This window comes from Tumebacillus amylolyticus (assembly GCF_016722965.1).
Taxonomy (GTDB): Bacteria; Bacillota; Bacilli; order Tumebacillales; family Tumebacillaceae; genus Tumebacillus; species Tumebacillus amylolyticus.
Genome location: NZ_JAEQNB010000002.1, coordinates 530,240 through 554,245, shown reverse-complemented (window position 1 = coordinate 554,245; position 24,006 = coordinate 530,240). Strand labels below are relative to the sequence as shown.

Here is a 24,006-nt window from a genome sequence, read left to right as displayed (position 1 = left end):
AAAACCGTTTAACCAATGTCAAAGGGGGCATTGAGTATGTCGTTAGGAAGCAAGATCAGGGAGCTTCGACTCAAGAAGGGTCTCACTCAAAGTGACTTGGGTTCAGGACTTGTCACACCAAGCATGATCTCTCAGATTGAATCGGACAAGGCTAACCCCTCGTATAAGGTTCTCGAAGCAATAGCCATACGGCTGGAAGAACCTTTGGAATACCTCCTCGCCGATCTCGAAAGCCAACTAGAGCACCATACCGCGCACAAGGTTGCAAAAGCACTTATGTCCTCGGGGTCATATGACCGCGCTGTCGATCTTCTTACAGTGGTTGTCCAGAATCCCTCTTCGAACTTGAATCCGGTTGACGTGAAGATTGATCTAGGGAAGTGCCTTTTAGAATTGCATCGCTTTGACGAAGCAAGTGACGTTCTGAATGAAACCGTTGAGCTTGCATTTGCTAGGCTGCATTTCCAACGTGCGCTGTCTGCTCTGAACATCCTGGGAGCTTTGGAACAACGCCGCAAGAAGCACCACAGAGCGGTTTATTACTGGAGGAAGGGTTATGACCTCTTCCCGCAATTGACGAATCCTGAGCCGTTTCTACAGGGTGAGTTGCTGAACAATCTCGGTTCGATTCACCACGATCTCGGGGAGACACATGACGCACTCACGTATTTTCAAGAAGCAAAGAATCTCCTAGCTGACACGGACAATTTTGAGCAGATCGGGAAGACCTATCTTGGACTTGCATTGAGTCTCCGTCAGCAAAGGGAGTTCGATCTTGCCGCTGAGTACGCTTCCTATGCTGTTGCTCTATTCGAATCGGTCAAGAATGTGAAGCTGGCAATCGAGGTCAAACGCAACTTTGTCACCGCGGGCCAGAGTGGGAAGCCATCGGCACAGGCTCTAAACAGCCTTGAAGAGTGCCTAGAGCTTTGCGAGTCAAACAGTTTCACAGACGAGGCGGCGACGATCTATGGCGACATCGCCTTGCTCCACATCCAGCAGAAGAAACCGCAGTTGAGCCTTAAAGCGTCTGAGGAAGGACTTGCTATTGCAACCGCCGGTTCTGCGACGGCTGCAACATTACTCAGGGTCAAGGGTCTTGCCCTTGGGAGCTTGGACAAGCATAGCGAAGCGGTACGGACATTCGAGCAAGCAATTGAACTGTATAGGGGGCATGACATGAAAGCAGACGTTGCAGACTGCTATTCGCTCTTGGCAGAGGTACACCAGAAGGCGGGAGATGTGAAGACTGCGTATGACTGTCTCCGTCTCATGAGAAAGGTCATGCAAGAGAGCTTAAAAGATCGTGGCTTTGTCTTCACCGCTTGACCCCGCTTCCCCCTGGCTCCTTCTAGTTTGTTGCTGGAACTTCAACAGGTACAGATCGAGTTGCTGACTCAGGGCGATCACGGTTTCATCTCCGAGGTCGCCCGCTTTTTCATATGCCCGAACCATCTCAGCCCTGAGATGATGGATTGTTGTCTCTATGCTTGCCAAGTCCCCCACAGTTCCCACACCTCGCCGCTAGATGCTCAAAAAATAAGGTAGCAGTATGGCTTACCTGCTACCTCAATGAATGTCATTGTCCGTTTTCATTCGCGTCATTCAGCATTCGTGCTAGTCGAGAACGTGGTGAGGGCAATGACATTTGGGAGGCCATCCAAAATGAGCAAAAGTTGCCGTTGGCATTTCCCTTCGCTCGTTAGATGGTTTGCAAGGACATCCCTCTCAGGTGTTGTAGCTCCCATTCCCCCGAACCCCCCTGTTGGAAGCTCCGGTAGCTGGCTGCCCTTACAAGTGGATATTAACAAGGAAATATCACAGTAACAATAGCTTAATTTCGTGACAAGTTTTCTTGTCGCATTCATGACGAAGTCGTTCGGAATAGTGAACGCATTATCGCGATTAAGGATTGGACGTAACCCTTTTTTGCCGTTCGGAAGATCGGGAAGTAAGGGAACTGGTTATGTGTATGCTAGTCCCTTTACCTTGCTAAAGGACCCTAAAAAGCCCGAGTTTTTATGTGTGAAGGTGTGTCAGTCACTTTCAGTGAGGGTAGAGGTAATCTTTGAATAACCCCCAAGCTAACTGAGAGGGAAAATATTTGATTGGGATAGATTGAGGATAAACTAATGAAACAAAAAGGAGTAATTTTCGGGATATAAACGAAAGGAGGTGGAGGCGTTTAGGAAGTTGTATTATAATAATTTGTAATTAGTTAGAAAGGGATGGTTTAGTTGATAAGTAATAAGCAAGAGTTAGCCCTTCGTTGTCATGATATTTCATTAGGATTGGGAAACAAAGACGTTCCAGAGTTTGAAACAATACCAGAGGTTGGTATGTTGGTTAGGCTTTCCTTACATTTAAGGGGTTTGCCAAGGGTAGAGTATGATATTCTAAAATTGGTGGCTATACACTATTTGGGGATAAACTCAATCGTGTTGAAGCAACTTATTAGGACACTTGGTGAGATTGAGTTTGTAAGACTTATTCAAGAAGGTGAAACAATAAAATCGGTTATTCCAACGGTACCATTCTACGAAGATCTTTATGATCACGTTGGAGAATATGCTCAAAACAAAAAGTTGAATGAGTCTGAACAGCTGGCATTTATTATGCTACAGAAACTTACAAAATCACCTGTTACCAAGGACGCGTTAGCAAATCAGCTAGGTGCTGATCAAAAATTGCTAACTAGAGGTTTAAAAGTAGGAGAAGAAGGTAACTATATTATTTCTAAAAGAGCAAGAGGTAAGGAAATATTACTAAGCCCCGTCTTTTTCTCAGAAAACACTGAAATATATGCTGACCTAGTTGCAAAGTCAGGAGCCTCAAATGTCCAACGTATTCTAAATTTGATTAAGAATGCTCAGGGTATCCCTTTAAAAATAATCAAAGAGACAAAGGAGATAAATGGGTACAAGTTAACTGATGAAGAAATTAATATGTTGATCAGATTGGCGCATGATGGTGCCGTTAAGCCACCCGAAATACGAACTAGTCATTCTGGTAGTAACTACTTTTTGTTTACACCAACCCCAGGAAATATCAGATTGAATCCAACGAAAAGAGAGATTTATGAAAGGGCAATGGCTCTGGTAGCGGCTGTAAGGCAAGGTCAATATCTTGCAAATCGCTACAGAATCAGAAGCCCTTATGCAATTTTGAACGCGCTTCGTTCGGTGGGTTACTTAAGAGCGAACACGGAAGCATTAGAACAATATAGAAACTTGACTGTGATGAGGGTTGGGAAATTGGTACCTACCACTAGTGGATGGTTTCAATTTCATTTGATTGACTCCCCCGAGAATAAGCAGGCCCTCGATATTGCAATTAATATCGTACAGTCGAGAGAGACTCAGGGTCTAGAAATTGATGAAAATGCACGCCTAGCCTTTGGGAAAAATCAGCAGTATATTGAGTCAATTATTAGTTCAGCGAATCTTCGCCAACGTGAGAATATAGAGTTGACCGAAGAACAACAATTTGAAGTGGATAACATTTTCCTTGGGGGTGTCTAAAATAATAAAAGATAGGATTCTCAAGTCTTCCCTATTGAAGTACTTTGTTTCAAAAAGGTGGTATCCTCATCTAGAAGCAGATATATATTGCATAGATGGGACTGCCACCAGTCCAAAACTTATCACAGACATAGATGTCTTGGGCTTGTATCCAGAGAGTTTCGGCAAGTTAAAAGTCATTGTTGGTGATTGTAAAACACTGAAGAATCAATCTCCTATCACAAGAGCACTTTGGATGAATGGAATAATGAAGATGTTAGATAGCCAACAAGGAATAATCTTGTTGGAGAAAAAAATTGAACAAGATCATAAGTTAGCGGCAACTGAATTAAATATCTCAGTTTTGTCGGGTAATGACTTCGAGAAATATGCTAGATGCACAAGTCGTGATTATGACATGGTATCCAGTGCCACATGTGTTATTGAATCATGGGATCAGTATTACGGTATCCATAAGATGTTCCCTAAATTGAAATCGGCGATTGAGTTTGTGAAATTCGGATTTTGGAACAAAAGGGACTACAGATTGCAGTTAAGGCACACCTTATCTGTGATTAGAGACATAAGGCATGAAGTGAACCCTGATCACCCTATTCATTTGACGTTAGTATCAGATTTAATATCTCTTTTCAGTGTGGCTTTGAGTGAAGTTGTTGCTAATGTTTTTAATCAATATCTCCTCCCAGAAACAAAAAAACAACTATCGGATGAATTAAAAGTTCTTATTTGGGGTGGTAGAGAGAGTTACACTTTTATTAATTCATTGTATTCGAGGATAGGAAATGGTGGTGGCTACGAAAATGAGCCAACTCTTAGCTTACCTGAGTGGGATATGTTTATTCAGTTGGTTAGGCAGTGTTTGGAATCACCTTATGACATATGTAAAGTCCCAATGATTTTAAGGGAAATTGCATTTGAGTATATTGCGCCTCAACCGTATGAATGGGCTAAAGTATTAGCTTCAGAAAACTTGCAGGCTGCTAAGTTCTCCCTTCTTATTGCCGAATATGTATGTCGTTCTTCAAAGATACCGCCAGAGTTTTTGCAACAATTATCTAAACGAATTATTCAGATTCAGGCTTGAAGTATATTACGATCTTTCATGTTCTAGAGCAAAGGAATAAGCCCCCTCAAACTAGGGGGCTTAGAGCGATACGCTGAGTCTTATAATAAGTAAGGAACGATGAAGTATGGTCGTTCTCATTCCAGATTAAATTTCGAGGTGAAAGTAAGATGAACAAGCCAGAGGACTCGGGTTATCAACTGAAACCATATCTTTTTTGTGATTTGAGCTATGCAATTCCTACAAATAGTTCGCCAAAGTTTCGAATGCATATAGCTGCAGCGATTCAGGCGTATATAGATAAAAACTTCACGTTTGAGAACATGAAAATCGTAATGGATAAAATGTGCATTGAAAGCTTTTCCGATCAGGTGGCTTTAGGTAGAGTTGATTTCATTCAGGACTCAGTTGTTAAGGTTGTACAGAGCGTTCAGCAGGAACTGAAAATGGTTGCTACACTGACTGACAAAGTAGAGCATATGACTTTTTTATTTGCCTATACGAGATTAACCTCTAGTTTCATGAGTGCTGTAACATTGCTTAAACAGGGATTTTTTATCGAAGTTTCAGCGGTGTACAGAGTGATTTACGAACAGATATGTTGGGCATATTACATTTTTGATAAAGATATGGAGCTCATTAAGAAGACGAAGCCAGCATCAACGGTTGGTTTCATAAAGGAGATACATGGTGATTATGCCAAACTCTACGGCATGTATTCCGAAGAGACTCACATAAATTTCGAGGTAACTAAGAACTACTTGAAAATTGGTGAAAACGGGATCGGGGTAAGAATGCGGTCAGGGGCTTCTTGCGAAGAGAAAACATTTGATTTGCTATTGCTTTCAAAGATGTATATTGAGATATTGTATACTTGTATAGATAAAAAGCTCAACGCTCCTGATGTTGATAAAATAGAAATTAAACAAATGCTGGTCGGTAGGTTGGAGTTTATTAAAATTCTTTTAAGCCAATATACAAATGAAAAGTCATCTGTAAAAATGTGTTATTCCGATCGGATATGATTTAATCGTGTATATGGTGTGCTCTCTGAAAACACAAAAAGGAGCCTGCCCAAAGGGCAAGCAGACTCACGTTTCTAACTTAGAGCGATACGGTGAGCCATATCATAAGTAAGGGCCATCCAATTTCCTCCTCGAAGATTCGGAGGAGAAATATTCGTGGATTGAAAAGAAAATAGAGGATTTTAGTATCCACATTCTACTAGGACTACAGTTCAGGAGGTGTACGGATGCCAAACTCGGACGTTTTTCGACAGAAGATCGAAGAAATAATGGAATCGTCGAGAAGTGAGGGAAGAGATTCGGTTGAGATTTGCTCAGGTGAGCTTCATCGTTCTGTAGGAGGATACCCATCAAGAAATCACAGAATGGCTAGTTGCTGTCACGTGATGTACTTGATGAAAAAGGATACAGATATAGTTCTGTACGCCCCTCCCAAAGGAAAGGGCGCCACGCTGCGGATCCGGTATTTCCTGTAACGACAGAGTAGCTTTGATTCTTGCGTAAGCCGAGGATAACCGATCACAAGTATGTTTTCCTTTTGTTGAATCCGATACCTGCCCTATGTTAGAATTATGGCTCTCTGATAGCGAAGAAGTAGACCTCCTAGGCCGCCAAGCTCAAGGGAGGTCTACTTCTTTTTTAGTAGGTTGAGTATGGCAATGAATCTAGTAAGCAAACCGAAGATGACCGCAGCTACCAATGAGCCAAAAGCAATCATGGACAAAAATGCCCGCTGGGAGTGAATTTATCAAAAAGAGCTGCAGCGAATCAGGTCGAGGCAGCTCAAAGCAATGGCAGGATTCAATTAGGATTGGCCGGCGGCCGTCGCCTTCTGCTGCAGCAACTGGTGCAGGTTGACTCCGTACAAACTCGGCACGTCCCAAGCAACATACTTGTCCGGGATCGGCAGGTCGGCCGCTTCCTCCGGGGAGACGCCTTGGGCATGGAGTTCGTCGCTCCGCTGTAGCAGTTCTTCAAAATAGAGGCGCATCGTGCGAATGTCTTCCATGCTGCCGACCGGGCCGTGTCCGGGGACGGCGATGTCGATCGGCAGTTCTTCGATGCGTTTCAGGTTTTGTACGAATTCATGAACATCGCCGTGCATGAATTGGTTGTGCGTTTGGACAGTCAGCAAATCGCCCATCAACGCCAGTTTTTCATCCGGCAGATAGAGAAACGCGTCGCTCGGCGTATGGCCTCCGCCATATGTGATCAGCGTGGCGGTGCGATTCTTGCCGTGGAACGTGAGCTCATGTTCAAACAACAGGGTCGGCAGGCGCGGTTCGAGAGTCGGCAAGGCGGCGTCGAAGACGCGCATGTCGCTGAGGCGGTCCTGCATCTGCGCACGATTGGCCGGGTCGGTCTCCTGCTCGATTTCTTGCGCAAATTGGTCGAGGTACTCCGGGTTTGATTTGGCATATTCGATCAACGCCGCACTGCGCACCGCCATAAACTCGCGAGTATCCACCGTGGCGATGATCTCCCCGTCCGTAAACACTTGGTTGCCAAATACATGGTCGAAGTGGCCGTGGCTGTTGACGACCAGAGAGACTGGGCGTTGCAGCAATTGCTCCGCCGCACGGCGCAGGTCGGCCGCCGCTTGCGGGGTGTAAAACGTATCGAAAACCAGCGTGCGGTCGCCCAGATCGACGATGGCGGCGTTGCTCGACGCCCCGGTGCCGCGAACCATGATGGCGGCATAGACGCCGTGCGCGACTTCCTGCAGCTGAAAATAGGGTGATGAGAAGATCGTGGTAGACATGATGAAACTCCCTTTTCGCTTGGAATTAAATTTTGAAAAATAAATTTCTTACTTGTAGGATACATGAATCATGAGATCAAGAATAGCATTTTTTCCGTGTTGTTACTTCTACTGCTTGCTTCACAAGAGGTATCCACAACTGTTCACACCTCCCCTTATGAAACTGAATATACATTTATGTTATTATCTTGACTCTTGCTACATCCTGATATAAGTTTTAAGATACAGCATGCAACAGCATACCCAACAAGATCGGGTCAGGTTGGCTCTTGTGCCAGCCCTGGCTGTCCCAATAGAATGAAACGTCAGACGCACACCAAGACGAGGAGTTGTGTTATGAAATTACTGCTTACAGCTGGAGGCGTCACTAACAAAAGCATACATGACGCGTTGGTTGGCATGCTGGACAAACCGATTGCCGAGTCTAACGCTCTCGGCATATCCACTGCGTCGTACGCACTACCAGGTGGTGCGAGCAAAGCATGGCAGTTCTTCAATGGACAGCCCGGGAACCCAATGTGTGAGCTGGGTTGGAAGTCCATGGGGATGCTGGAGCTCACTGCGCTGCCCAGCATCGATCAAGAGTTGTGGGTTCCTATGCTCAAGGAGACGGACGTTCTACTCGTGAATGGCGGTGACCCGATGTATCTGTCGTACTGGATGCAGCAGTCGGGACTGGCAGAACTCTTGCCTTCGCTGCGGTTGGTTTATGTGGGAATGAGTGCCGGGAGCATGGTGATGGCACCTAACATCGGGGAATTCTTCGTTCGCTGGAAACCACCCACCGGTGGTGATGAAACGCTGGGTCTGGTCGATTTTGCGATGTTCCCGCATCTGGATCACGAGATGCTGCTGTATAACACGATGGCGAATGCGGAGAAATGGGCGGCCGGGATGCAGGGGCCGGCGTATGCAATGGATGATCAAACCGCCATCAAAGTGGTCGATGGAGCGGTCGAAGTTGTATCCGAAGGGCATTGGAAACTGTTTACGTAGCACATCGATTGGAAAAGAAAAAGCATCGAAGACGAGTTCAATGTCTTCGATGCTTTTTTGTTTTGGTTGGTGGATGGTCTTTGTGCTTTTTCTGGCGAGGACCTCAAAACGCGATAATTATTTATTGTAAAACGATAAAATACATGGTAGTATCAAAATGCGAATAACCACTGGAGGTGCTTTGGATGAAACGCGAAACACTTTTTTTAAAGGCAGCCGTTGTTCTGATGGGGATTCCTGTTCTTGCGTTGTGTATATTTTTTGTCCCTGCCGTCTCGAATTTTATGGCAGAATTATATCCTGAGGCAGCGTATCTGCATGATCTGCTTAGGATCGGTTTGTATGCAACGGCGATCCCGTTTTACATCGCTTTGTATCAAACTTTCAAACTGCTGACATATATTGACAATAATAAGTCTTTCTCGGAATTATCTTTCAAATCCTTGAAGAATATAAAATACTGTGCCCTTACCATCAGTATCTTGCATGTGCTGAACACGCCCTTGTATTATCTCATGGCGAAGAAAGTCGACCCGCCCATTATCATGCCGGTCGGAAATGGGTTGATTTTTGCCGCACTTGTGATCGCAGTCTTTGCTGCGGTTCTTCAAAAGCTCGTACAACATGCCATCGATATAAAATCAGAAAACGACTTAACGGTCTGAGGTGAACAACATGGCAATCCTTATCCATATTGATGTGATGTTGGCGTAAAGGAGAATGAACGTAACAGAACTTTCGGAGCGGGTTGGATTACATGAAAAAGCGACCCCTTTTGCGCCGGCTGAGCGTGGAAAAGGGGCTGTTTTTTTGTGTGCAGGCAATGTGAATATCACCATTAGATTTATCCGATTGCCCGAAATTTGATACACTATGAGGTAGTTGCTTATGAACAAGGGGGTGCCACCATGGGTCGAAAAAAAGCATATACAGAATCAGAGCTGCTAGATATGACGAAAAAACTGTTACTCGAGCATGGGTACGAGGGTTTCCACGTAAAGCTCTTGTCCCAACATTTAATAGGAGCTCGTAGCACCATCTATCAGTATTATGCCAATAAAGAGGAGATTGTCGCCGCTTGCATGAAGCGTGTGATCATCAAAGTGATAGAGAAAGCGTCAGCAGTCGATGAGTCGAATCCAATGGTTGCGCTTCAGCAACTGTTGCAAGTCTATGTCGAGGAATCCGAATTTCATCAACTTTTGGGAGATGCCAATAAAATCAACGCGGGCGTGTCCGTTGCAGTTGCCCAAGACCTGGAATATATTGAACAATCGCATGAAATCCTCAAGGTTCAATTAATGAGACTGTTCGGACGTTCGCTTCAAGAAGGTCACTTACGAGAGGATATTCCGATCCCTGCGCTGATCAGCGTATTCTTCAATCTGGTGAATGCTCCGAACATGATGAAACTGCCTCTGTCAAAATGGAGTGGGCTTCTGTTCGACATGTGGTTGAATGGGGCAAAACGCTGAGGAAGAGTGCAGATCTAAACTTGACACATGTGTCATTTATGGTGTGTAATAAAGAAGAAGGGGGGCAAATTGCTCTCCCGATTTTGACACTCGTGTCAAATAAAACATAAGGAGTGGATGGCCCATGTATTTAGCCATGAAGGAACTAATGCGGAATCGAACGCGGTTTCTCATGATTGCGGTTATTTTCACATTGATCGCATGGATGGTTTTTCTTCTATCAGGTCTTGGTAACGGACTTCAGACTTTATCAGCAGCGACGATGAAAAGTATGAAGGCCGATTACCTCATCTTCGAGCAAGGCTCGAAAGCTTCCCTGAGTAAATCCCTGCTGGCTGAAGAGGTTGTCGCAACCGCAAGCCAGTTGCCCGGTGTTGAGGCCGCTTCGTCTATGGGAAGCACGATGGCCACAGTACGAAAGAGCTCTGCTGAAAAAAGTGAGGACAAGCTCGATATTGCAATCATCGGTATTGAACCGGGTAGTTTTCTAGAACCTGCGGTGGTCGAGGGCAAAGGCTTGTCCGTTAATGGTGTTACAGAAGTAATCGTGAATGACTCCATGAAAAAAGAAGGGTTCAAACTCGGAGATACATTAAAATTAGACGGCTCAACGCATGAGTTGACGATCGTAGGCTTCGTCAAGAATCAAACGTACAACCATGTTGCGGTTGTGTTTACCCCGATCGAGGGATGGCGGAACATCATGTTTGCGGCACCTGGCTCGGATAAAGGCATTCACAAACCGGTCAATGCAATCGTGTTGCAAGGCAAAGAGATCGATCCTGCTGTCATCGACAGCAAGCTGAAGGATACGAATACGGTTACCCATGAGACAGCGGTCCAAGGTATGCCCGGGTATAAGGAAGAGAGCGGTACCATTACGATGATGCTGGCTTTCTTGCTGGTGATCTCCGCGTTTGTACTCGGCGTGTTCTTCTACGTATTCACGATGCAGAAGACGAACCAGTTCGGCATCATGAAGGCGATCGGCGCCGGGAACAAATTCTTGGGCAAAACGGTTGTATCACAAGTATTCATCCTGTCGATCGTAAGCATTTTGATCGGGATCGCGCTCACCTATGGGGCGGCGGCGGTGATGCCGGAGGGAATGCCGTTCATCCTCGATTCCAAACTGGTGTTTGGTTATTCCCTCATTCTGCTCGCCATTGCGATACTCAGTTCGTTAGTATCCGTCCGTAAGATAACGAAGATTGATCCGCTGAAAGCGCTGGGGAGGGTCGAGTAATGACAACGGGATTGCAAATCAAAGGGGTTACCAAATACTTTACGGAAGGCAGCAATCGCACAGTGGCTCTGGATCAAGTCAGCATTTCGGTTCAGCCCGGCGAATTCGTTGCCGTTATCGGTCCATCCGGCTCAGGAAAGAGTACGTTTTTGTCGATTGCCGGCGCTTTGCTCAAATCATCCGAAGGAGAAGTACGAGTGAATGGAAAGGATATCTCGAACGCAAATCCTCGTGAATTGTCGCATATCAGGTTGCATGAAATCGGGTTTATCATGCAATCGTCGAATTTGATTCCTTATCTGAATGTCCTTCAGCAATTGTTGGTTGTAAAAAAGATGTCCGGAAAAATGACGACGGCAGATCAAGACTACGCCACAAAGTTGCTGAAGGACCTTGGGCTCGGAGAGAAGTTGAAGAGCTATCCGGAGGAGCTGTCCGGCGGGGAGAAGCAACGGACAGCGATTGCGCGAGCTTTCATGAACAACCCGAATGTCATTTTGGCAGATGAACCTACGGCCAGCCTCGACACGAAGCGCGCACATGAAGTGGTCGCTTTGATCGCCAAAGAGGCCAAGTCGCGTCAAAAAGCGGCGGTTATGGTTACGCACGACGAACGGATGCTTTCGTACTGCGACAAGGTGTATCGAATGGAGGATGGCAAATTAACACGGGTGTCGATGGAATAGTTTCGCAGGTGTAACCGGTCGGAATCTAGGCGTGTGTTACGGGGAACCGTATCGGATGTACACGTTGCAGTCCGATACGTAAGTGTTTCAACGGAAACGAAAAGATCGTGTGAAAGTAGAAGGGAGACCTCGCCACATCTACCATCGTGGCGACGGTCTTTTTCTGTTTGTGGGGTCTTGCTTTACAGGACACCAAATGGTGTCGTATAATAAAAGAGACACCATTTGGTGTCTGATTCTGACCCGTATTTGGAATCATTGCGATCGTCGGGGGTGGATGGGTGTTGTGAGCGAGAACAACCAATTGCGGGATGTGTTTGATGCGATTGCAGATCCAACGAGGCGACAATTGATCCGTCTGTTGGCAGAGGCAGAGGAGGTACCGCTTCATGAATTAACGGCACAGTTTCCAATGGGCCGTACAGCGGTATCCAAGCATCTGGCAATCCTGAAAGAGGCCGGACTGGTACTTGACCGAAAAGTCGGCAGAGAAACCCGGTTTCGGCTTAACGCCTCTCCGCTCAGAGAAATACAAGATTGGGTGGCTTTCTACAGCCAGTTCTGGAGTGCGAATCTGTTGCGCTTGAACCGACTATTGGAGGAGGAAGAAGAAGAATGAGTATGACATTAACTTTGGATTTTCAGTACACGACAACAATCGAGAAGCTTTGGTCCGCTTTGACCGATTCAAGCAAGCTTGCCAAGTGGGTGGCCAACATCCACACCGGCCAGCCGATGGAGAATGATTTTAAGCCTGTCGTCGGACACCGCTTTCAGTTTCGTACCCAGCCGAACGAATATTGGAATGGAATTATCGAAGGCGAAGTGCTGGTCGTGGACGCGCCAAACCGGGTGTCCTATACCTGGTCCAGCGGAGCGGAGCAACACACGATCACCTGGACGCTGCAGGAGCTAGGCGACGGCAAGGTGAACCTTCATCTCGAACAAAGCGGAATCTCGAATGCTCCGGCACTTCAAGGTGCGAAGTTCGGTTGGGGTAAATGGTGCAGCGATCTTGAGAAGGTGTTGGATTAGTAACAGCTAAGAGGAGAGATGCAAATGTCCTATACAGTTGATTTCAAAAACGTGTCTACGGTTGGGTTGGAGTCTTCACCTGTAGTAGAAGCGCTTGCCGGTTTACGTGCCAATGAAGCCCGCTACTTCATGAACAAATACAAGCATGAATTTGCGGTTGTACCAGCCGGTGAAAGCCAGGAGACCCTTGAGTATGTGAACCGAATTTTGAAGGAAGAACGTGATCTTGAGTTTTCGGCCAATCCTTTGGAAACCTCGCGTTTTCAAGTGGAAAATATCAAAATGGCCTACGTTTTTTATGAGGACGGTCTTGCGATCAACGTCATGTATACGGTCGACGACCCTAAGAAACGGGCCGTTGGTTTTAAGCTTTCGGAGGGGATGGAAGTACCCAAGGAGCTAGAAGGAAAGTTTAAGTTTGCTAGACAGAAGTCGAAACTGGCCGGAACAATCCGGGGTTCGTTTTTTGTAATAAAAAAAGAGTATTAAGAGCGCAAGTGGAGGCATGAGCATGGGGGGGAGGTTGCGGGTGTGCAATCATCCTCCTTTTACTTGTCCCCACTTAGAGCGATACGGTGACCACCAGAAAATACCCCTTGTATTCTCTCTTTCTCTCCGTTATAATCGTCCGAAATGCTTGCAAACAGACTCGGCACGTAGACCGGAGAAGGGGGAGAACGCATATGGGGATCCACAACTATTTCAAAAGCTTGTCAGACTTGGAGGGCATGTACCGCTGCCCCGGCAAATTCAAATACCAAGAACACTCGGTGGCCAGTCATTCGTTTAAAGTGACGAAGATCGCTCAGTTTCTCGGTACGGTGGAAGAGCATCATGGGACGGAGATCAATTGGCGCACCCTGTACGAAAAGGCGCTCAACCACGATTACGCAGAATTGTTTACCGGCGACATCAAGACACCTGTCAAATATGCGATGCCCGAGTTGAAGGAGCTCTTTTCTCAAGTGGAAGAGATGATGACGCGGAAGTTTATTGAGCAAGAGATTCCGGAGGAGTTCCAAGCAATCTACGAACTTCGTTTCAGTGAAGGCAAGGACGAAACGATCGAAGGCAAAATCCTCTCCGTCGCGGACAAAATCGACCTTCTGTACGAATCGTTCGGCGAGATTCAAAAAGGGAATCCAGAGTCGTTGTTCCTCGAAATTTACGAGGAGGCGCTCTCCACGATCCTCAAATACCAAGAAATGCATTGCGTGCAGTACTTCTTGGATAACATCCTCCCCGAGATGCTGGAGGAAGGTGTCATTCCGTATACCCAGATCAACAAGGTCTCGAAACATCTGCTCGGAAAAAAATAATTCAGGACTTCGCATTCGACCCATCGGGAGCCTTTTACCACATAAGAGCGTGTAGGACACGAAAAATTTATGCAAATAAGGTATAATGTAAAAAGTGCCGAGTTCTCGGTTTTGAGGATCAACATTTCTATTATTCGGAAGCGAGTGAAATAAATGGGACGCAAGTGGAACAACATTAAAGAGGGCAAAGCGAAGAATGACGCGCAAAAGACTCGTGTTTACGCGAAGTTCGGTGTAGAGATTTTTGTAGCAGCCAAAAAAGGCGATCCGAATCCTGAGTCCAACGCAGCTTTGAAAGCTGTGTTGGAACGTGCAAAGACTTACAACGTGCCGAGAACCATCATCGACCGTGCGTTGGAAAAAGCAAAGGGCGGCTCTGATGAGAACTATGACGAGCTTCGCTATGAAGGCTTCGGGCCGAACGGTGCGATGTTGATCGTCGACGCTCTTACAAATAATGTGAATCGTACGTTCTCCGATGTCCGGACTGCGTTTAAGAAAAACGCCGGCAACTTGGGCGTAAACGGTTCCGTCGCGTATATGTTTGATTCTGTGGCTGTTATCGGTGTCGAAGGGAAATCGGAAGAGGATGTTCTGGAGTCCTTGATGGAAGCGGATGTAAATGTACGTGACATCGTTGCGGAAGACGAGCAAGTCATCGTGTATGCAGAACCGGATGAATTCCACGCTGTACAAGAAGCACTGAAAAACGCGGGAATTTCGGAATTCACCGTGGCGGAACTGACCATGCTTCCTCAAAACGAAGTAACGCTTGAGGGCGACGCAGAAGTATCTTTCCGCAAGCTGATCGACGCGTTGGAAGACCTCGACGATGTGCAACAAGTCTACCACAACGTCGATTTTGGTGATGAGTAAGCTTGTTCATTTTGACCTCTAGATCATAAATCAAGCCGCCATGTTTGGCGGCTTTTTTTTGTATTTCAAAAACCGGGCTTTACATAGGGTAGGGGGGTATCGTATATTGAGAGTGAAGAGATCAACAGGAAAATAAAGGAGTGAGTTTCGAAGTGAAAAAAGTGTTGTTGCGCATCACGCTATATGTGGTCGTATTCGCCGTGTTTTTCGCGGGCGTCGGGGTAATGGGTATCCTGCATTTCCGCAAGAATTTTTACTCGACCACGTTTGACCTCCCTGCACCGTCTTTGCAAGGAATTGAGCCGCCTGTGTACGACCCGCAGAAACCGACCGTCGCCGTGCTGATGGGCAACGTGACCACGGAGGACTTTGACTTCCTGATTCCGTATGACCTCTTCTCGCGCACCGATGCGTTCAACGTCTACGCTGTCGCCCCTGACAAAAACATCAAGCCCCTGACCGGCGGGCTCGATGTCGTCCCGCACTTTACGATGGCTGAAATCGACGCAAAATTGGGGAAAAGCCCGGACATCATCGTCGTCCCGCAAATGATCCGCACGGACGAAGAAGGTTACAAGCCGATCCGCGAGTACATGCAACAGCACGCCGACACCACGATCATCTCCATCTGCGGCGGCGCGGAGAACTTGGCCGACTCCGGTCTGTTGAAGGGGAAGAGTGCGAACACGCACTGGCAGGGCGTTGCCACGGCGAAAAGCAGTTTCCCGGACACGACGTGGCGAGATGACCTGCGCTACATCGACAACGGCAACATCATTGTCACGGGGGGTCAGATGGCCGGCATCGACGGCGTGCTTCACCTCATTGAGAAAAAACTGGGCGAAGCAGCCGCCTTGAAAGTCGCGCAAGAGATCCACTATCCAACCTACTCGTTCGTCACGAATCCGAAAGTGGACCCATTCAAAGTGGACGTCCGCCTCAGCACCTACTACTTGAACAACGCCTTCCAATGGAACAAGACCGACCTCGGCGTCCTGCTCTACAACGGCATGGACGAGATGGAGCTCTCCACGATCTTCGATACGTACGCCGACACCGGCACCACCCGCGTACTGACGCTGGCCGCCTCTGAGAATCCCATCGTCACGAAACACCATTTGAACTTGATTTCTCGCCATACTTTCGCCAAAGCACCGAACCTCGACCGCTTGATCGTACCGGGGACGGATGCCAAAACGCTGGCGGCATCCGACGTCGCACAATGGAAGCAAAAAGGCACCGGCTTGCAACCCCTGTATATTCACGCCGATCAGCCGGACCGTTTCGTTTTTGAAGCGCCGCTGGAAGATCTCGCGAAGCAAGAGGATGTATTGACCGCGAAGCACGCCGTCAAGCGTTTGGAGTACCGCGCCAACCACGTCACCCTGGAAGGCCCGGCTCTTCCTTATGAGACATACGGCGAACTGCTGTTGCTCACGGTGCTCGTCCTGATGGCGACCATCGCCGTGGACCGTCGTTTCCTCCTGAAAAAAGCCCCGGCCACGACCTCGTCGCCCACTCGGAGATACTAAGTCTTAAACAAAATAATATAAACTTCTGCTAGATAGAACAGTGGAGAGCCTGCTAAAATAAGGCGGGACATACTGGACTTTGAAAGAGTACATCGAGTGGAGTGGGAAGCAAACATGGAACAATTTTGGATTGCCGTCGTGCAGGGGATCGTCGAAGGTTTGACGGAATTCCTGCCGGTTTCCTCGACCGGTCACTTGATTTTGTCAGGGCAACTGTTGGGTTTTGAAGGCGAAAAAGCCTCGACGTTCGAAATCGTCATCCAGTTGGGCGCAATCTTGGCCGTTTTGATTCTGTACTGGAAACGCGTACTCAACCTGTTTGGACTGAAAAAGTTGGAGGGGACGGGAAGCGGACGCGGCAAGCGACTCGACTTGATCCACGTCTTGCTTGGGATCGTTCCGGCCATGGGCATCGGATTCCTCGCACACAACTTCATCAAAGAAAAGCTGTTCTCGCCGTACACCGTAGTGGCAAGCCTTGTCGTCGGCGGTTTGTTCATGATCTATGCGGAGCGACGCAGAACCAGAGTGACGGCACCGACGATGGATGATTTGACCTACAAACAGGCATTCGGGATCGGCCTGATCCAAATTCTCGCGCTGTGGCCGGGCTTCTCCCGCTCCGGCTCGACAATTGCCGGCGGTCTGCTCGTTGGCGCATCGCACAAAGCGGCCGCCGATTTCTCATTCCTGATGGCGATCCCGATCATGGTGCTCGCTTCCGGGTATGACTTGCTGAAGAGCTACAAATACCTATCTTCAAGCGATATCGGCTTTTTCGCAGTCGGCTTTCTCGTTTCGTTCGTCGTTGCTTGGATCGCGGTGGTTTCGTTCCTGAAGCTGCTGGAGCGGGTCAAGCTCACTCCGTTCGCGATCTACCGTTTTATCGCAGCAGCGGCTTTCTGGTTTTTCATCCTTCGGTAATCGGCACGGGACGAAAGAGCATGGGAAATCTCCCGTGCTCTTTTTTGAACACCGAACAATATTTCTAAGGAGTGGTAAAAATGGCGCGTTTCTTATTTGTGAATGCTGGATCAGAGGGACATATCAATCCAACTCTTGGAGTTGTGCAAGAGCTGACTTCGCGTGGAGCAGAGGTCGTGTACGTTACGATTGAAGCGTTTCGGGAACATCTTGAGCGGGCTGGAGCTTCTGTACGAACAATTGACGATCAAAAATTTATCAAAGCCTTTGTCTCAGGCGGAAGAAACTATACACTCGAAAGAATCAACGGTCTTTTACGTACGGCGGATCTCGTCATCCCAAGCGTTCTTGAACAGATCAAAGGGGAGCATTTTGATGCGATCATCCATGACTCCATGTTTGGTTGCGGTCGTTTGCTTGCTCAAATTCTCAAACTTCCTGCAATCAACTCTTGCACTTCTTTTGCGCAGTCAAAGGAATCATTCGACAAAATGATGGAACCGTTTTTCACAGAAGTCCCGGCAGAAATCGTGAAACCCATAACCGATACGTTTCAAAGCCTGACGGAAAGTGTGAAGGAAAAATACGGTGTGGAGATCCAGTCCCCGTATGAAGTGTTTTGCAATCCCGCACCACTTACAATCGTGTATACAACCAGGGAGTTTCAACCATCTGGAGAAGCATTCGACCCAACTTATAAGTTTGTAGGTCCCTCCATCTCTTCCCGATTCACTCAAGAAAACTTCGACATGACGGCAATCGAGGGGAAAAAACCGATATACATTTCGCTGGGGACTGTTTTTAACCGAGCGGTTGATTTCTACAAGCTGTGTTTTGAGGCATTGGGGAACACAGATCATACGATTGTCATGTCGATTGGGGACAAAACCCAATTCTCGGAGCTGGGGGAAATCCCCAAAAACTTCATCGTGAAAAATTATGTACCCCAAACCGAGGTCCTGCAGTACGCTTCGCTATTTATTACACATGGTGGAATGAACAGCACCCAGGAAGGCCTCTATTACGGGGTTCCGTTGCTTGTACTTCCACAAGGCGCGGATCAGCCGATCATTGCTCAACAAGTCGCCAAGATCGGAGCAGGTCTTGCCTTACACATGCAAAGCTTGACTGCCACTCAACTGCGCGAGGCCGTGGAGCATGTGGTGGGTCACCCGTCTTTCACAAAAACTGTTGCGGATGTCAGGGAATCCTTCCGAAAAGCAGGCGGGTATCAGCAAGCCGTTGATGAAATTTTGGCGTTTCGAGGATCTGAATGACCGCACATGAGGGAGCCGGCGATACGCCGGCTCCTTTTTCATGGAGCGATACGTCCAATTATCGATATTTTTTTATTGCAAAACGATAAATTCTGTATTAGAATCAAATTGCCAATAACTATGGGAGGTGCTTTTATGAAACGAGAAACAATTTTTTTAAAGCTAGCTGTGGTTCTGATGGCAATTCCGGTTCTTGCGTTGTGTATCTTTGCGTTGCCTGAGGTCGCGAGTGGAGCAACTGAACAGGATTCGGAGTTGGCGTACTTGCAAATTTCCGCGGTGGTCGCGATGTATGGAACGGCGATTGCGTATTTCGTTGCCTTGTATCAGGCGTTCCGACTGTTACGCTATATTGACAAGAACAACGCGTTCTCGGAATTGTCTGTACGGGCTTTGAAGAATATAAAAAACTGTGCCATCACGATCAGTGTTTTCTTTGTGGCCGCCTTGCCTTTCTTGTTTCACGTCGCACAGGAAGAGGACGCTCCGGGGCTGGGCGCGCTCGGTTTGATCATCATTTTTGGTGCCATTGTGGTCGCAGTTTTTGCAGCCGTTCTGCAAAAGCTTTTGCAAAATGCCATCGATATAAAATCAGAAAATGAATTAACGGTCTGAGGTGAAGAACATGGCGATCATCATCAATATCGATGTGATGTTGGCAAAAAGGAAAATGAGCGTAACGGAGCTTTCGGAGAAGGTTGGAATCACGATGGCGAACCTTTCGATCTTGAAAAATGGAAAGGCAAAAGCAATTCGGCTCTCCACGTTAGAGGCGATTTGCAAAGCATTGGACTGCCAGCCGGGGGACATTTTGGAGTACAAAAACGAAGAAACTACCTAAACCGGCATAAAAAACCGAGGTGCAAGCTTTGAGCTTGCCGCCTCGGTTCTTTTTTTCGAAACACGTACTTAGCTCGTAGCGCCGGTGTCAACACGGGATTCAATCGTGCTTTGAATGGTGCTCGATACTGCGGAGAGGAAGTTATAACCGGTCTTGGACTCGATGCTGTCTACGCTGACACGGTAGTAGCCCCACGGTTGGGAGTTGACGGTTTGGTTGTTCGGCATCATAACAGCGATGACTCGGGATGCAGTGGATACACGGCTCAGGTCGCTGCTGCCATTCGGCAAGACGAGCATGACTTTCCACGTGTAAGCCGGCACGACAACGCCGTTCCCTACAGTGGTTGCGTACCCATTGGAACCAGTGCCGCCCTGTCCGTAACCGCCGGCGATGATGTACAGTTCGTTGCCTGCGTTTACAAGGGTGCGGCCGTAGTTTTCAAAGTTTGCCCACGTGATTTCGTTGTTGTTCGGGGATTGCGGGAGCATGTTGTCCATCAGGAACGTCGCGGAGTTGTTGGTAACCGAAGAGGTACGGTCAGCAGACGGACACATATGGCCGCGGTCGAAACCGGAGCCGGAATATTCACTTGCACCCACTTGGTACCAACCGGACGGCAGGGTGGTGTCGGCGCGGAAGTCATCTTGGCGTGCAGTGCTGCCCAGATCGCCAGAATATACATGCCAGCTTACCCAGTTCGGCTCGTGCTTGGTGTTGTTGTAGGACATGTCGTATTGCGGCTTCACCATCAGGTAGTTGGTGGAGTTGGAGGTGCTGGTGGTTGCGCCGCTCGGGTTCCCCATCAACATGTGATCGTTGTCAGTAGCAGCATTTGCAGGTGTTGCAAAATTCCCGATAAGAGCTACAGCACCCAAACTTACACACGCAAGGAATGCGACTTTCTTTTTCAGACTTGCTTTTTTGATTACAGCCATTTTGGACATGATGTAGCCTCCCAAAGTATATTCTCATACATATTATAACTATAAAAACTTTCGATTTAAAGAGATATTTGTCAAAATTGGGTCAATATTTTATTGTGTTTTGTTGAATTATGCACTTGTATACTTATTTGACATGAAAAAAAGACCCCCTTTGCGCCAGATCGGCGTGGAAGAGGGTCTTTTTTTTTACTCTTGATCGGAGGGCGCTTCGATCTGCTCGCGGAGGTATGCTTCCTCTTGATTCGTGTCGAGGAGGAGGCGGAAGACCATTTTCCAGCGGCTTTTGTTTTTGTCGAGGATGTAGTCGTTTCCGATCTTGCGCAGTTGGTTGAGCAACACCAGTTTTTGGCGCGGATTTTTTTCCGCGTGGTACGCCCGCAACGCATCGTCCACGAGGGTGACCGTACTGCGCCGAGCTGCGTTGTTCGAATACTGCAACCATTCTTCGTTCGACATCAGATACGACTTGTTCGGGCCGTCTCGACGTGCCGACATCGAAGCGTGGATTCGATCGACGACATCCGGCACATCTCTCTGATTCTCCGCAGACGGTCTGAGTTGGTCGCTGACTTTCGCCAAGGTCGGTTCGTTTAGCTCCGGCTCTGCGGACATTTTGTCATGCGCAGTGCGATACAGGGATTTGTACGGTTGGTCACCCTTGCCTTCGTCGTGCTTGCGTTTGGCCATCTGCTTGACGAGATCTTCTTCCGGCAGTTTGACCTGGCCCGGGATCGCACCGCCCAAAGTCGTATCTTCCGCACCGTGACGCGGCGTCGTCACTTCGTCTGTCACCTTGCCGTCGCTCTCCCCGACGCTCCCCGCCATGCGGTATTTGCCGAGCGTCCAGTTGCCCAAATTCTTGCGGACAATCTCTTTTTTGTAGAACAGGAATGCGACCAAGTCGATGACAAAGTCCAGCTTGGCTTTCAATTCCGCTTCCAACTCGTAGCGGAAGACCACCGGATTGCGCGGGTCCTGCTCCACCAACTTCGTATCGGGGTTGACTTTGACTTTCCCGGCAATGGCTGCGCGCGTTGCGGCGGAAAGTGTCGCGGACGCTTCCAGATAGGCGCGCAAAGCCAACAGGACCTCATGGCCCAACTTCACTCCGGCGCCGATGGAGAAGGTCAATTCGGCGGTCAATTCGGCCATCGCTTTGAGGTCGTAGACTTTCTCTTGCGCGATCGACTTGTCGCGCTCGATCAAACCGGCCGCCTTCGCAGTGACGCCGCCTCCGATGCCCACTTCCATAAACAGCGAGATCGGGGTGGGGGTAATCGGCAGGGTGGCACCGACTTTGATCGGCCAGAATCCGCTGTCGGACGGGAATTTGAACTGCCCGGCGATGGCGGCTTTTTCCTTTTCCTGATCGAGCAGACCTTGTACGGCACCGCCAAACAGGGAGATTTTCATCACTTTGCTCGGGCCGACCCATTTTTCATACTTGCCGACGTTGACTTTGCCATCCTGAATCGTGATGTTCTTCGCTTTGAGATGAACTTGTGCCAGTTCACTCAGACCGCCGCCGCCGGAGATCGAATCGAAGCCCATGGATTGTTTCAAGCCGTCTTTGTCGCCGTCGACCTCGTCCACATCTTTGGAAGCGACTTTGTCTTTGCCGCCTCCGAGCACGACTTCCGCTTCGGCGATCGACATCGAGCCGTCCTGATTGATGACGACTTTGGTCGCGACGAACGTAAACTTCCCGATCGTGAAGGTGAGTTCGTCGATCTCGCCTTCCAGATTGCGGTCGGTATCGTAGCGCAAGTGTTTGATCGAACCATAGCCTTGGAACATCTTGTAGTCCAGGCGCACGTTCGCATCGTCCACTTGGGCGTACAGGAGGTTTTCATACCCGATGGCGGCGTGACCGTTGATCGTCAAGCCCGTCAACGGCGACCAGTCTTTGACGGTGACGCCCCCTTGGATTTTATTGATTTTCTTGTCTTTGGAAATTTGCAGCTCATCCAAGGTCGGTTTGAACGGCAGGCCGTGCGGCGTCAAGTCGTACATCGCATTCACGATGCGCAGGTGTTCGCGCGTGACGAGCGCCTGCTGGACGGTGAAGTTCTCGTTGGCTGTGAAGTCTCTGACGTCGAGTTGCTGGAAGGCACCGTCCTTATCCAGTTGGAGTTGGGCAGACGCTTCGAGTTTCGTATCGAAGGGAGCGGGCAGGTTGAGATCGATTTTGCCGGCACCAAAATGGTAGCCTTCGCCTTTTTGGTAGCCGCCGGTGATTTCTTGAAGTTCCAAGAGCGAGCCGACTTTGAATTTGGCGACGCTGACCTCCAACTTGTCCAATCCCCGGTTGCCGACGGTGAGCTCTTCCAAGTACAAGTTCTCCATGTCGAAGATCAGGAAGTTGGAATTCCCGATGATCAGCTTGTGTTGAAGCGTCATGTCGATGGCGAACGAGAGGTCCCAGCCCAAGCGAGCATGAATCTCGTCCACCGTGTATTCTTGGCCGAAGAGTCGGATCGTGACTTTGGACTTGGCGTCAAGACCGCCCAACTCTTTTTGGTTGTCATCCGTTTTGCTGCGTGCGATGGAGAGGTCTTGCATCTCCAACTTGATCACTTTGAGATCGAGGGTCGATCCAGTGGGCTTCTGTTGTTCTTGTGCATCTGCCTGCCCATCTGCCTGCTCATCCTGATTGGGGGCTGCTTCCTCGGGGATGAGTCCGAGGCGTCTCTTCATATAATCGCCTACGCGCACCATCACGCTGGCTTTGTCCAAAAATTGCTCGGCGATTTTGAGGTACTTGATGACAGATTGCATCATCACCGTGCCTTCCGCATCGTCCGCCGCATTGGCTTCAAAGCTTGGCAGCGTCTTCACCTGCAACTTCGTCGGTGCATAGCTGGTCAGGAAGTTGTCGACTTTGTACAGGACAACCCCCATGACAAACTTCAGACCTGCGCGCACGTTCGGGCCTAAGTCGCTCCAAAAATTCGTGACTTTCGTGAAGGCGTTGAGGCAGGCTCCCACATACTTCAACAACGTATCCAGATTGGGAATGGCGGAGATCAGCAAGGCATCTGCGAGGAGCATGAAGCCGTCGATGACTTTGATGGCCACTGATTTCCCGACTTCAGGCAGGATTTTGTTCTTGAAGATGTCTTTGAGCACCTGTGTGCCGAAATTGCTGATCGAGGGCGTGTCTTCTTCACCGTCGCGTTGTGCGACAGGGGAGGCGAGCACGGCGACCGGAGTCGGGTCGGCGGATCGGTCTTTTTTCAATTGTTTGACCGTTGCCTGATTCTTCAACATCTGAGTGACGGCGCGATTGCCGACCGTCTTTTGCAGTTGCAGCAGTTGAGCAGCCGAATAGGAACTTCCATCGCGGCGGGTGGAACTGCGATCGGTCCCACCGCCGACAATCGGGGTTGAGCTCGTCGTCTGCGTGCCGGGCGCTTGAACGGGTGGCTGGTACATTTCGGTCATCACTCATTTCCGCACAGATTTCTTCATTTATCATAAC

At 48.5% G+C, this 24,006-nt stretch carries 23 protein-coding genes; 19 read left to right on the top strand and 4 right to left on the bottom strand.

Going from position 1 to position 24,006, the window contains the following annotated elements; all coding sequences use genetic code 11:
• Positions 1-36 precede the first annotated feature (36 nt).
• Positions 37-1,329: a helix-turn-helix transcriptional regulator gene (locus JJB07_RS09675; RefSeq protein WP_201634230.1), complete on the top strand. Its 1,293-nt coding sequence runs from the start codon at positions 37-39 to the stop codon at positions 1,327-1,329.
• On the opposite strand, the gene JJB07_RS24505 is transcribed toward JJB07_RS09675, so the two are convergent.
• Positions 1,297-1,506, bottom strand: coding sequence for a Spo0E family sporulation regulatory protein-aspartic acid phosphatase (locus tag JJB07_RS24505; protein WP_201634228.1), 210 nt, complete (start codon positions 1,504-1,506; stop codon positions 1,297-1,299). The genes JJB07_RS09675 and JJB07_RS24505 overlap by 33 nt on opposite strands.
• 932 nt (positions 1,507-2,438) lie before the next feature.
• Between JJB07_RS24505 and JJB07_RS09665 the strand changes: the two genes are divergently transcribed.
• The 3 genes from JJB07_RS09665 to JJB07_RS09655 all read left to right on the top strand — a co-directional run bounded on the left by JJB07_RS09665 (position 2,439) and on the right by JJB07_RS09655 (position 5,609).
• A complete protein-coding gene (locus JJB07_RS09665; RefSeq protein ID WP_201634227.1) occupies positions 2,439-3,521 on the top strand; it encodes a hypothetical protein in 1,083 nt (360 codons plus the stop codon).
• Between the two features lie 235 nt (positions 3,522-3,756).
• The gene (locus JJB07_RS09660) at positions 3,757-4,605 is read left to right on the top strand and encodes a hypothetical protein (protein ID WP_201634225.1); all 849 of its coding nucleotides are present in this window, start codon (positions 3,757-3,759) and stop codon (positions 4,603-4,605) included.
• A 149-nt stretch (positions 4,606-4,754) separates the two neighbouring features.
• Positions 4,755-5,609, top strand: a complete 855-nt coding sequence (locus tag JJB07_RS09655; protein WP_201634223.1) for a hypothetical protein — start codon at positions 4,755-4,757, stop codon at positions 5,607-5,609.
• Between the two features lie 805 nt (positions 5,610-6,414).
• On the opposite strand, the gene JJB07_RS09650 is transcribed toward JJB07_RS09655, so the two are convergent.
• On the bottom strand, positions 6,415-7,371 hold the full coding sequence (locus JJB07_RS09650; protein ID WP_201634220.1) for an MBL fold metallo-hydrolase: 957 nt from the start codon (positions 7,369-7,371) through the stop codon (positions 6,415-6,417).
• Positions 7,372-7,707: 336 nt separating this feature from the next.
• On the opposite strand from JJB07_RS09650, the gene JJB07_RS09645 reads away from it, so the two are divergent.
• The 15 genes from JJB07_RS09645 (at position 7,708) to JJB07_RS09575 (ending at position 19,578) form a co-directional block, all read left to right on the top strand.
• Positions 7,708-8,367 (top strand): Type 1 glutamine amidotransferase-like domain-containing protein, encoded by a 660-nt coding sequence (locus JJB07_RS09645; RefSeq protein WP_201634217.1) that lies wholly within the window; start codon positions 7,708-7,710, stop codon positions 8,365-8,367.
• A 185-nt stretch (positions 8,368-8,552) separates the two neighbouring features.
• On the top strand, positions 8,553-9,032 hold the full coding sequence (locus JJB07_RS09640; protein ID WP_201634213.1) for a DUF2975 domain-containing protein: 480 nt from the start codon (positions 8,553-8,555) through the stop codon (positions 9,030-9,032).
• Between the two features lie 243 nt (positions 9,033-9,275).
• Positions 9,276-9,842 carry a TetR/AcrR family transcriptional regulator gene (locus JJB07_RS09635; RefSeq protein WP_201634210.1) on the top strand — a complete coding sequence of 189 codons (567 nt, stop codon included), beginning with the start codon at positions 9,276-9,278 and terminating at the stop codon, positions 9,840-9,842.
• Positions 9,843-9,966: 124 nt separating this feature from the next.
• Complete coding sequence (locus tag JJB07_RS09630) at positions 9,967-11,088, top strand: ABC transporter permease (RefSeq protein WP_201634207.1); 1,122 nt, start codon at positions 9,967-9,969, stop codon at positions 11,086-11,088.
• On the top strand, positions 11,088-11,774 hold the full coding sequence (locus tag JJB07_RS09625; RefSeq protein ID WP_201634204.1) for an ABC transporter ATP-binding protein: 687 nt from the start codon (positions 11,088-11,090) through the stop codon (positions 11,772-11,774). The genes JJB07_RS09630 and JJB07_RS09625 overlap by 1 nt, the downstream gene beginning before the upstream one ends.
• Positions 11,775-12,060: 286 nt before the next feature.
• Complete coding sequence (locus JJB07_RS09620) at positions 12,061-12,393, top strand: metalloregulator ArsR/SmtB family transcription factor (RefSeq protein ID WP_201634202.1); 333 nt, start codon at positions 12,061-12,063, stop codon at positions 12,391-12,393.
• Positions 12,390-12,809: an SRPBCC family protein gene (locus tag JJB07_RS09615; protein ID WP_201634199.1), complete on the top strand. Its 420-nt coding sequence runs from the start codon at positions 12,390-12,392 to the stop codon at positions 12,807-12,809. The genes JJB07_RS09620 and JJB07_RS09615 overlap by 4 nt, the downstream gene beginning before the upstream one ends.
• Before the next feature lie 24 nt (positions 12,810-12,833).
• The gene (locus tag JJB07_RS09610; protein ID WP_201634196.1) at positions 12,834-13,298 is read left to right on the top strand and encodes a phage tail protein; all 465 of its coding nucleotides are present in this window, start codon (positions 12,834-12,836) and stop codon (positions 13,296-13,298) included.
• Positions 13,299-13,492: 194 nt separating this feature from the next.
• Positions 13,493-14,128, top strand: coding sequence for an HD domain-containing protein (locus tag JJB07_RS09605; RefSeq protein WP_201634194.1), 636 nt, complete (start codon positions 13,493-13,495; stop codon positions 14,126-14,128).
• Positions 14,129-14,281: 153 nt separating this feature from the next.
• Entirely contained in the window at positions 14,282-15,004 is a 723-nt protein-coding gene (locus JJB07_RS09600; protein WP_201634191.1) for a YebC/PmpR family DNA-binding transcriptional regulator, read from the top strand.
• A gap of 152 nt (positions 15,005-15,156) precedes the next feature.
• The gene (locus JJB07_RS09595) at positions 15,157-16,536 is read left to right on the top strand and encodes a DJ-1/PfpI family protein (protein WP_347338330.1); all 1,380 of its coding nucleotides are present in this window, start codon (positions 15,157-15,159) and stop codon (positions 16,534-16,536) included.
• A 114-nt stretch (positions 16,537-16,650) separates the two neighbouring features.
• Entirely contained in the window at positions 16,651-17,460 is an 810-nt protein-coding gene (bacA, locus tag JJB07_RS09590) for an undecaprenyl-diphosphate phosphatase (protein ID WP_201634188.1), read from the top strand.
• A gap of 80 nt (positions 17,461-17,540) precedes the next feature.
• The gene (locus JJB07_RS09585; protein ID WP_201634185.1) at positions 17,541-18,737 is read left to right on the top strand and encodes a macrolide family glycosyltransferase; all 1,197 of its coding nucleotides are present in this window, start codon (positions 17,541-17,543) and stop codon (positions 18,735-18,737) included.
• 135 nt (positions 18,738-18,872) lie between these two features.
• The gene (locus JJB07_RS09580) at positions 18,873-19,352 is read left to right on the top strand and encodes a DUF2975 domain-containing protein (protein WP_201634182.1); all 480 of its coding nucleotides are present in this window, start codon (positions 18,873-18,875) and stop codon (positions 19,350-19,352) included.
• Positions 19,353-19,362: 10 nt separating this feature from the next.
• The gene (locus JJB07_RS09575) at positions 19,363-19,578 is read left to right on the top strand and encodes a helix-turn-helix domain-containing protein (RefSeq protein ID WP_201634179.1); all 216 of its coding nucleotides are present in this window, start codon (positions 19,363-19,365) and stop codon (positions 19,576-19,578) included.
• Between the two features lie 68 nt (positions 19,579-19,646).
• Here the strand turns inward: JJB07_RS09575 and JJB07_RS09570 are convergent, their stop codons facing one another.
• A complete protein-coding gene (locus JJB07_RS09570) occupies positions 19,647-20,525 on the bottom strand; it encodes a DNA/RNA non-specific endonuclease (RefSeq protein ID WP_201634176.1) in 879 nt (292 codons plus the stop codon).
• A 186-nt stretch (positions 20,526-20,711) separates the two neighbouring features.
• The gene (locus JJB07_RS09565; protein ID WP_201634173.1) at positions 20,712-23,960 is read right to left on the bottom strand and encodes a hypothetical protein; all 3,249 of its coding nucleotides are present in this window, start codon (positions 23,958-23,960) and stop codon (positions 20,712-20,714) included.
• Between the last annotated feature and the right edge of the window lie 46 nt (positions 23,961-24,006).

Bases quoted from the DNA above. Each gene is read 5' to 3' on its own strand.
- JJB07_RS09600 (WP_201634191.1), top strand. From the start codon at position 14,282: ATGGGACGCAAGTGGAACAACATTAAAGAGGGCAAAGCGAAGAATGAC.
- JJB07_RS09675 (WP_201634230.1), top strand. From the start codon at position 37: ATGTCGTTAGGAAGCAAGATCAGGGAGCTTCGACTCAAGAAGGGTCTC.
- JJB07_RS09640 (WP_201634213.1), top strand. From the start codon at position 8,553: ATGAAACGCGAAACACTTTTTTTAAAGGCAGCCGTTGTTCTGATGGGG.
- JJB07_RS09585 (WP_201634185.1), top strand. From the start codon at position 17,541: ATGGCGCGTTTCTTATTTGTGAATGCTGGATCAGAGGGACATATCAAT.
- JJB07_RS09580 (WP_201634182.1), top strand. From the start codon at position 18,873: ATGAAACGAGAAACAATTTTTTTAAAGCTAGCTGTGGTTCTGATGGCA.
- JJB07_RS09570 (WP_201634176.1), bottom strand. From the start codon at position 20,525: ATGTCCAAAATGGCTGTAATCAAAAAAGCAAGTCTGAAAAAGAAAGTC.
- JJB07_RS09660 (WP_201634225.1), top strand. From the start codon at position 3,757: ATGAATGGAATAATGAAGATGTTAGATAGCCAACAAGGAATAATCTTG.
- JJB07_RS09605 (WP_201634194.1), top strand. From the start codon at position 13,493: ATGGGGATCCACAACTATTTCAAAAGCTTGTCAGACTTGGAGGGCATG.
- bacA (WP_201634188.1), top strand. From the start codon at position 16,651: ATGGAACAATTTTGGATTGCCGTCGTGCAGGGGATCGTCGAAGGTTTG.
- JJB07_RS09625 (WP_201634204.1), top strand. From the start codon at position 11,088: ATGACAACGGGATTGCAAATCAAAGGGGTTACCAAATACTTTACGGAA.
- JJB07_RS09650 (WP_201634220.1), bottom strand. From the start codon at position 7,371: ATGTCTACCACGATCTTCTCATCACCCTATTTTCAGCTGCAGGAAGTC.
- JJB07_RS09615 (WP_201634199.1), top strand. From the start codon at position 12,390: ATGAGTATGACATTAACTTTGGATTTTCAGTACACGACAACAATCGAG.
- JJB07_RS09645 (WP_201634217.1), top strand. From the start codon at position 7,708: ATGAAATTACTGCTTACAGCTGGAGGCGTCACTAACAAAAGCATACAT.
- JJB07_RS09575 (WP_201634179.1), top strand. From the start codon at position 19,363: ATGGCGATCATCATCAATATCGATGTGATGTTGGCAAAAAGGAAAATG.
- JJB07_RS09610 (WP_201634196.1), top strand. From the start codon at position 12,834: ATGTCCTATACAGTTGATTTCAAAAACGTGTCTACGGTTGGGTTGGAG.
- JJB07_RS09630 (WP_201634207.1), top strand. From the start codon at position 9,967: ATGTATTTAGCCATGAAGGAACTAATGCGGAATCGAACGCGGTTTCTC.
- JJB07_RS09635 (WP_201634210.1), top strand. From the start codon at position 9,276: ATGGGTCGAAAAAAAGCATATACAGAATCAGAGCTGCTAGATATGACG.
- JJB07_RS09565 (WP_201634173.1), bottom strand. From the start codon at position 23,960: ATGTACCAGCCACCCGTTCAAGCGCCCGGCACGCAGACGACGAGCTCA.
- JJB07_RS09655 (WP_201634223.1), top strand. From the start codon at position 4,755: ATGAACAAGCCAGAGGACTCGGGTTATCAACTGAAACCATATCTTTTT.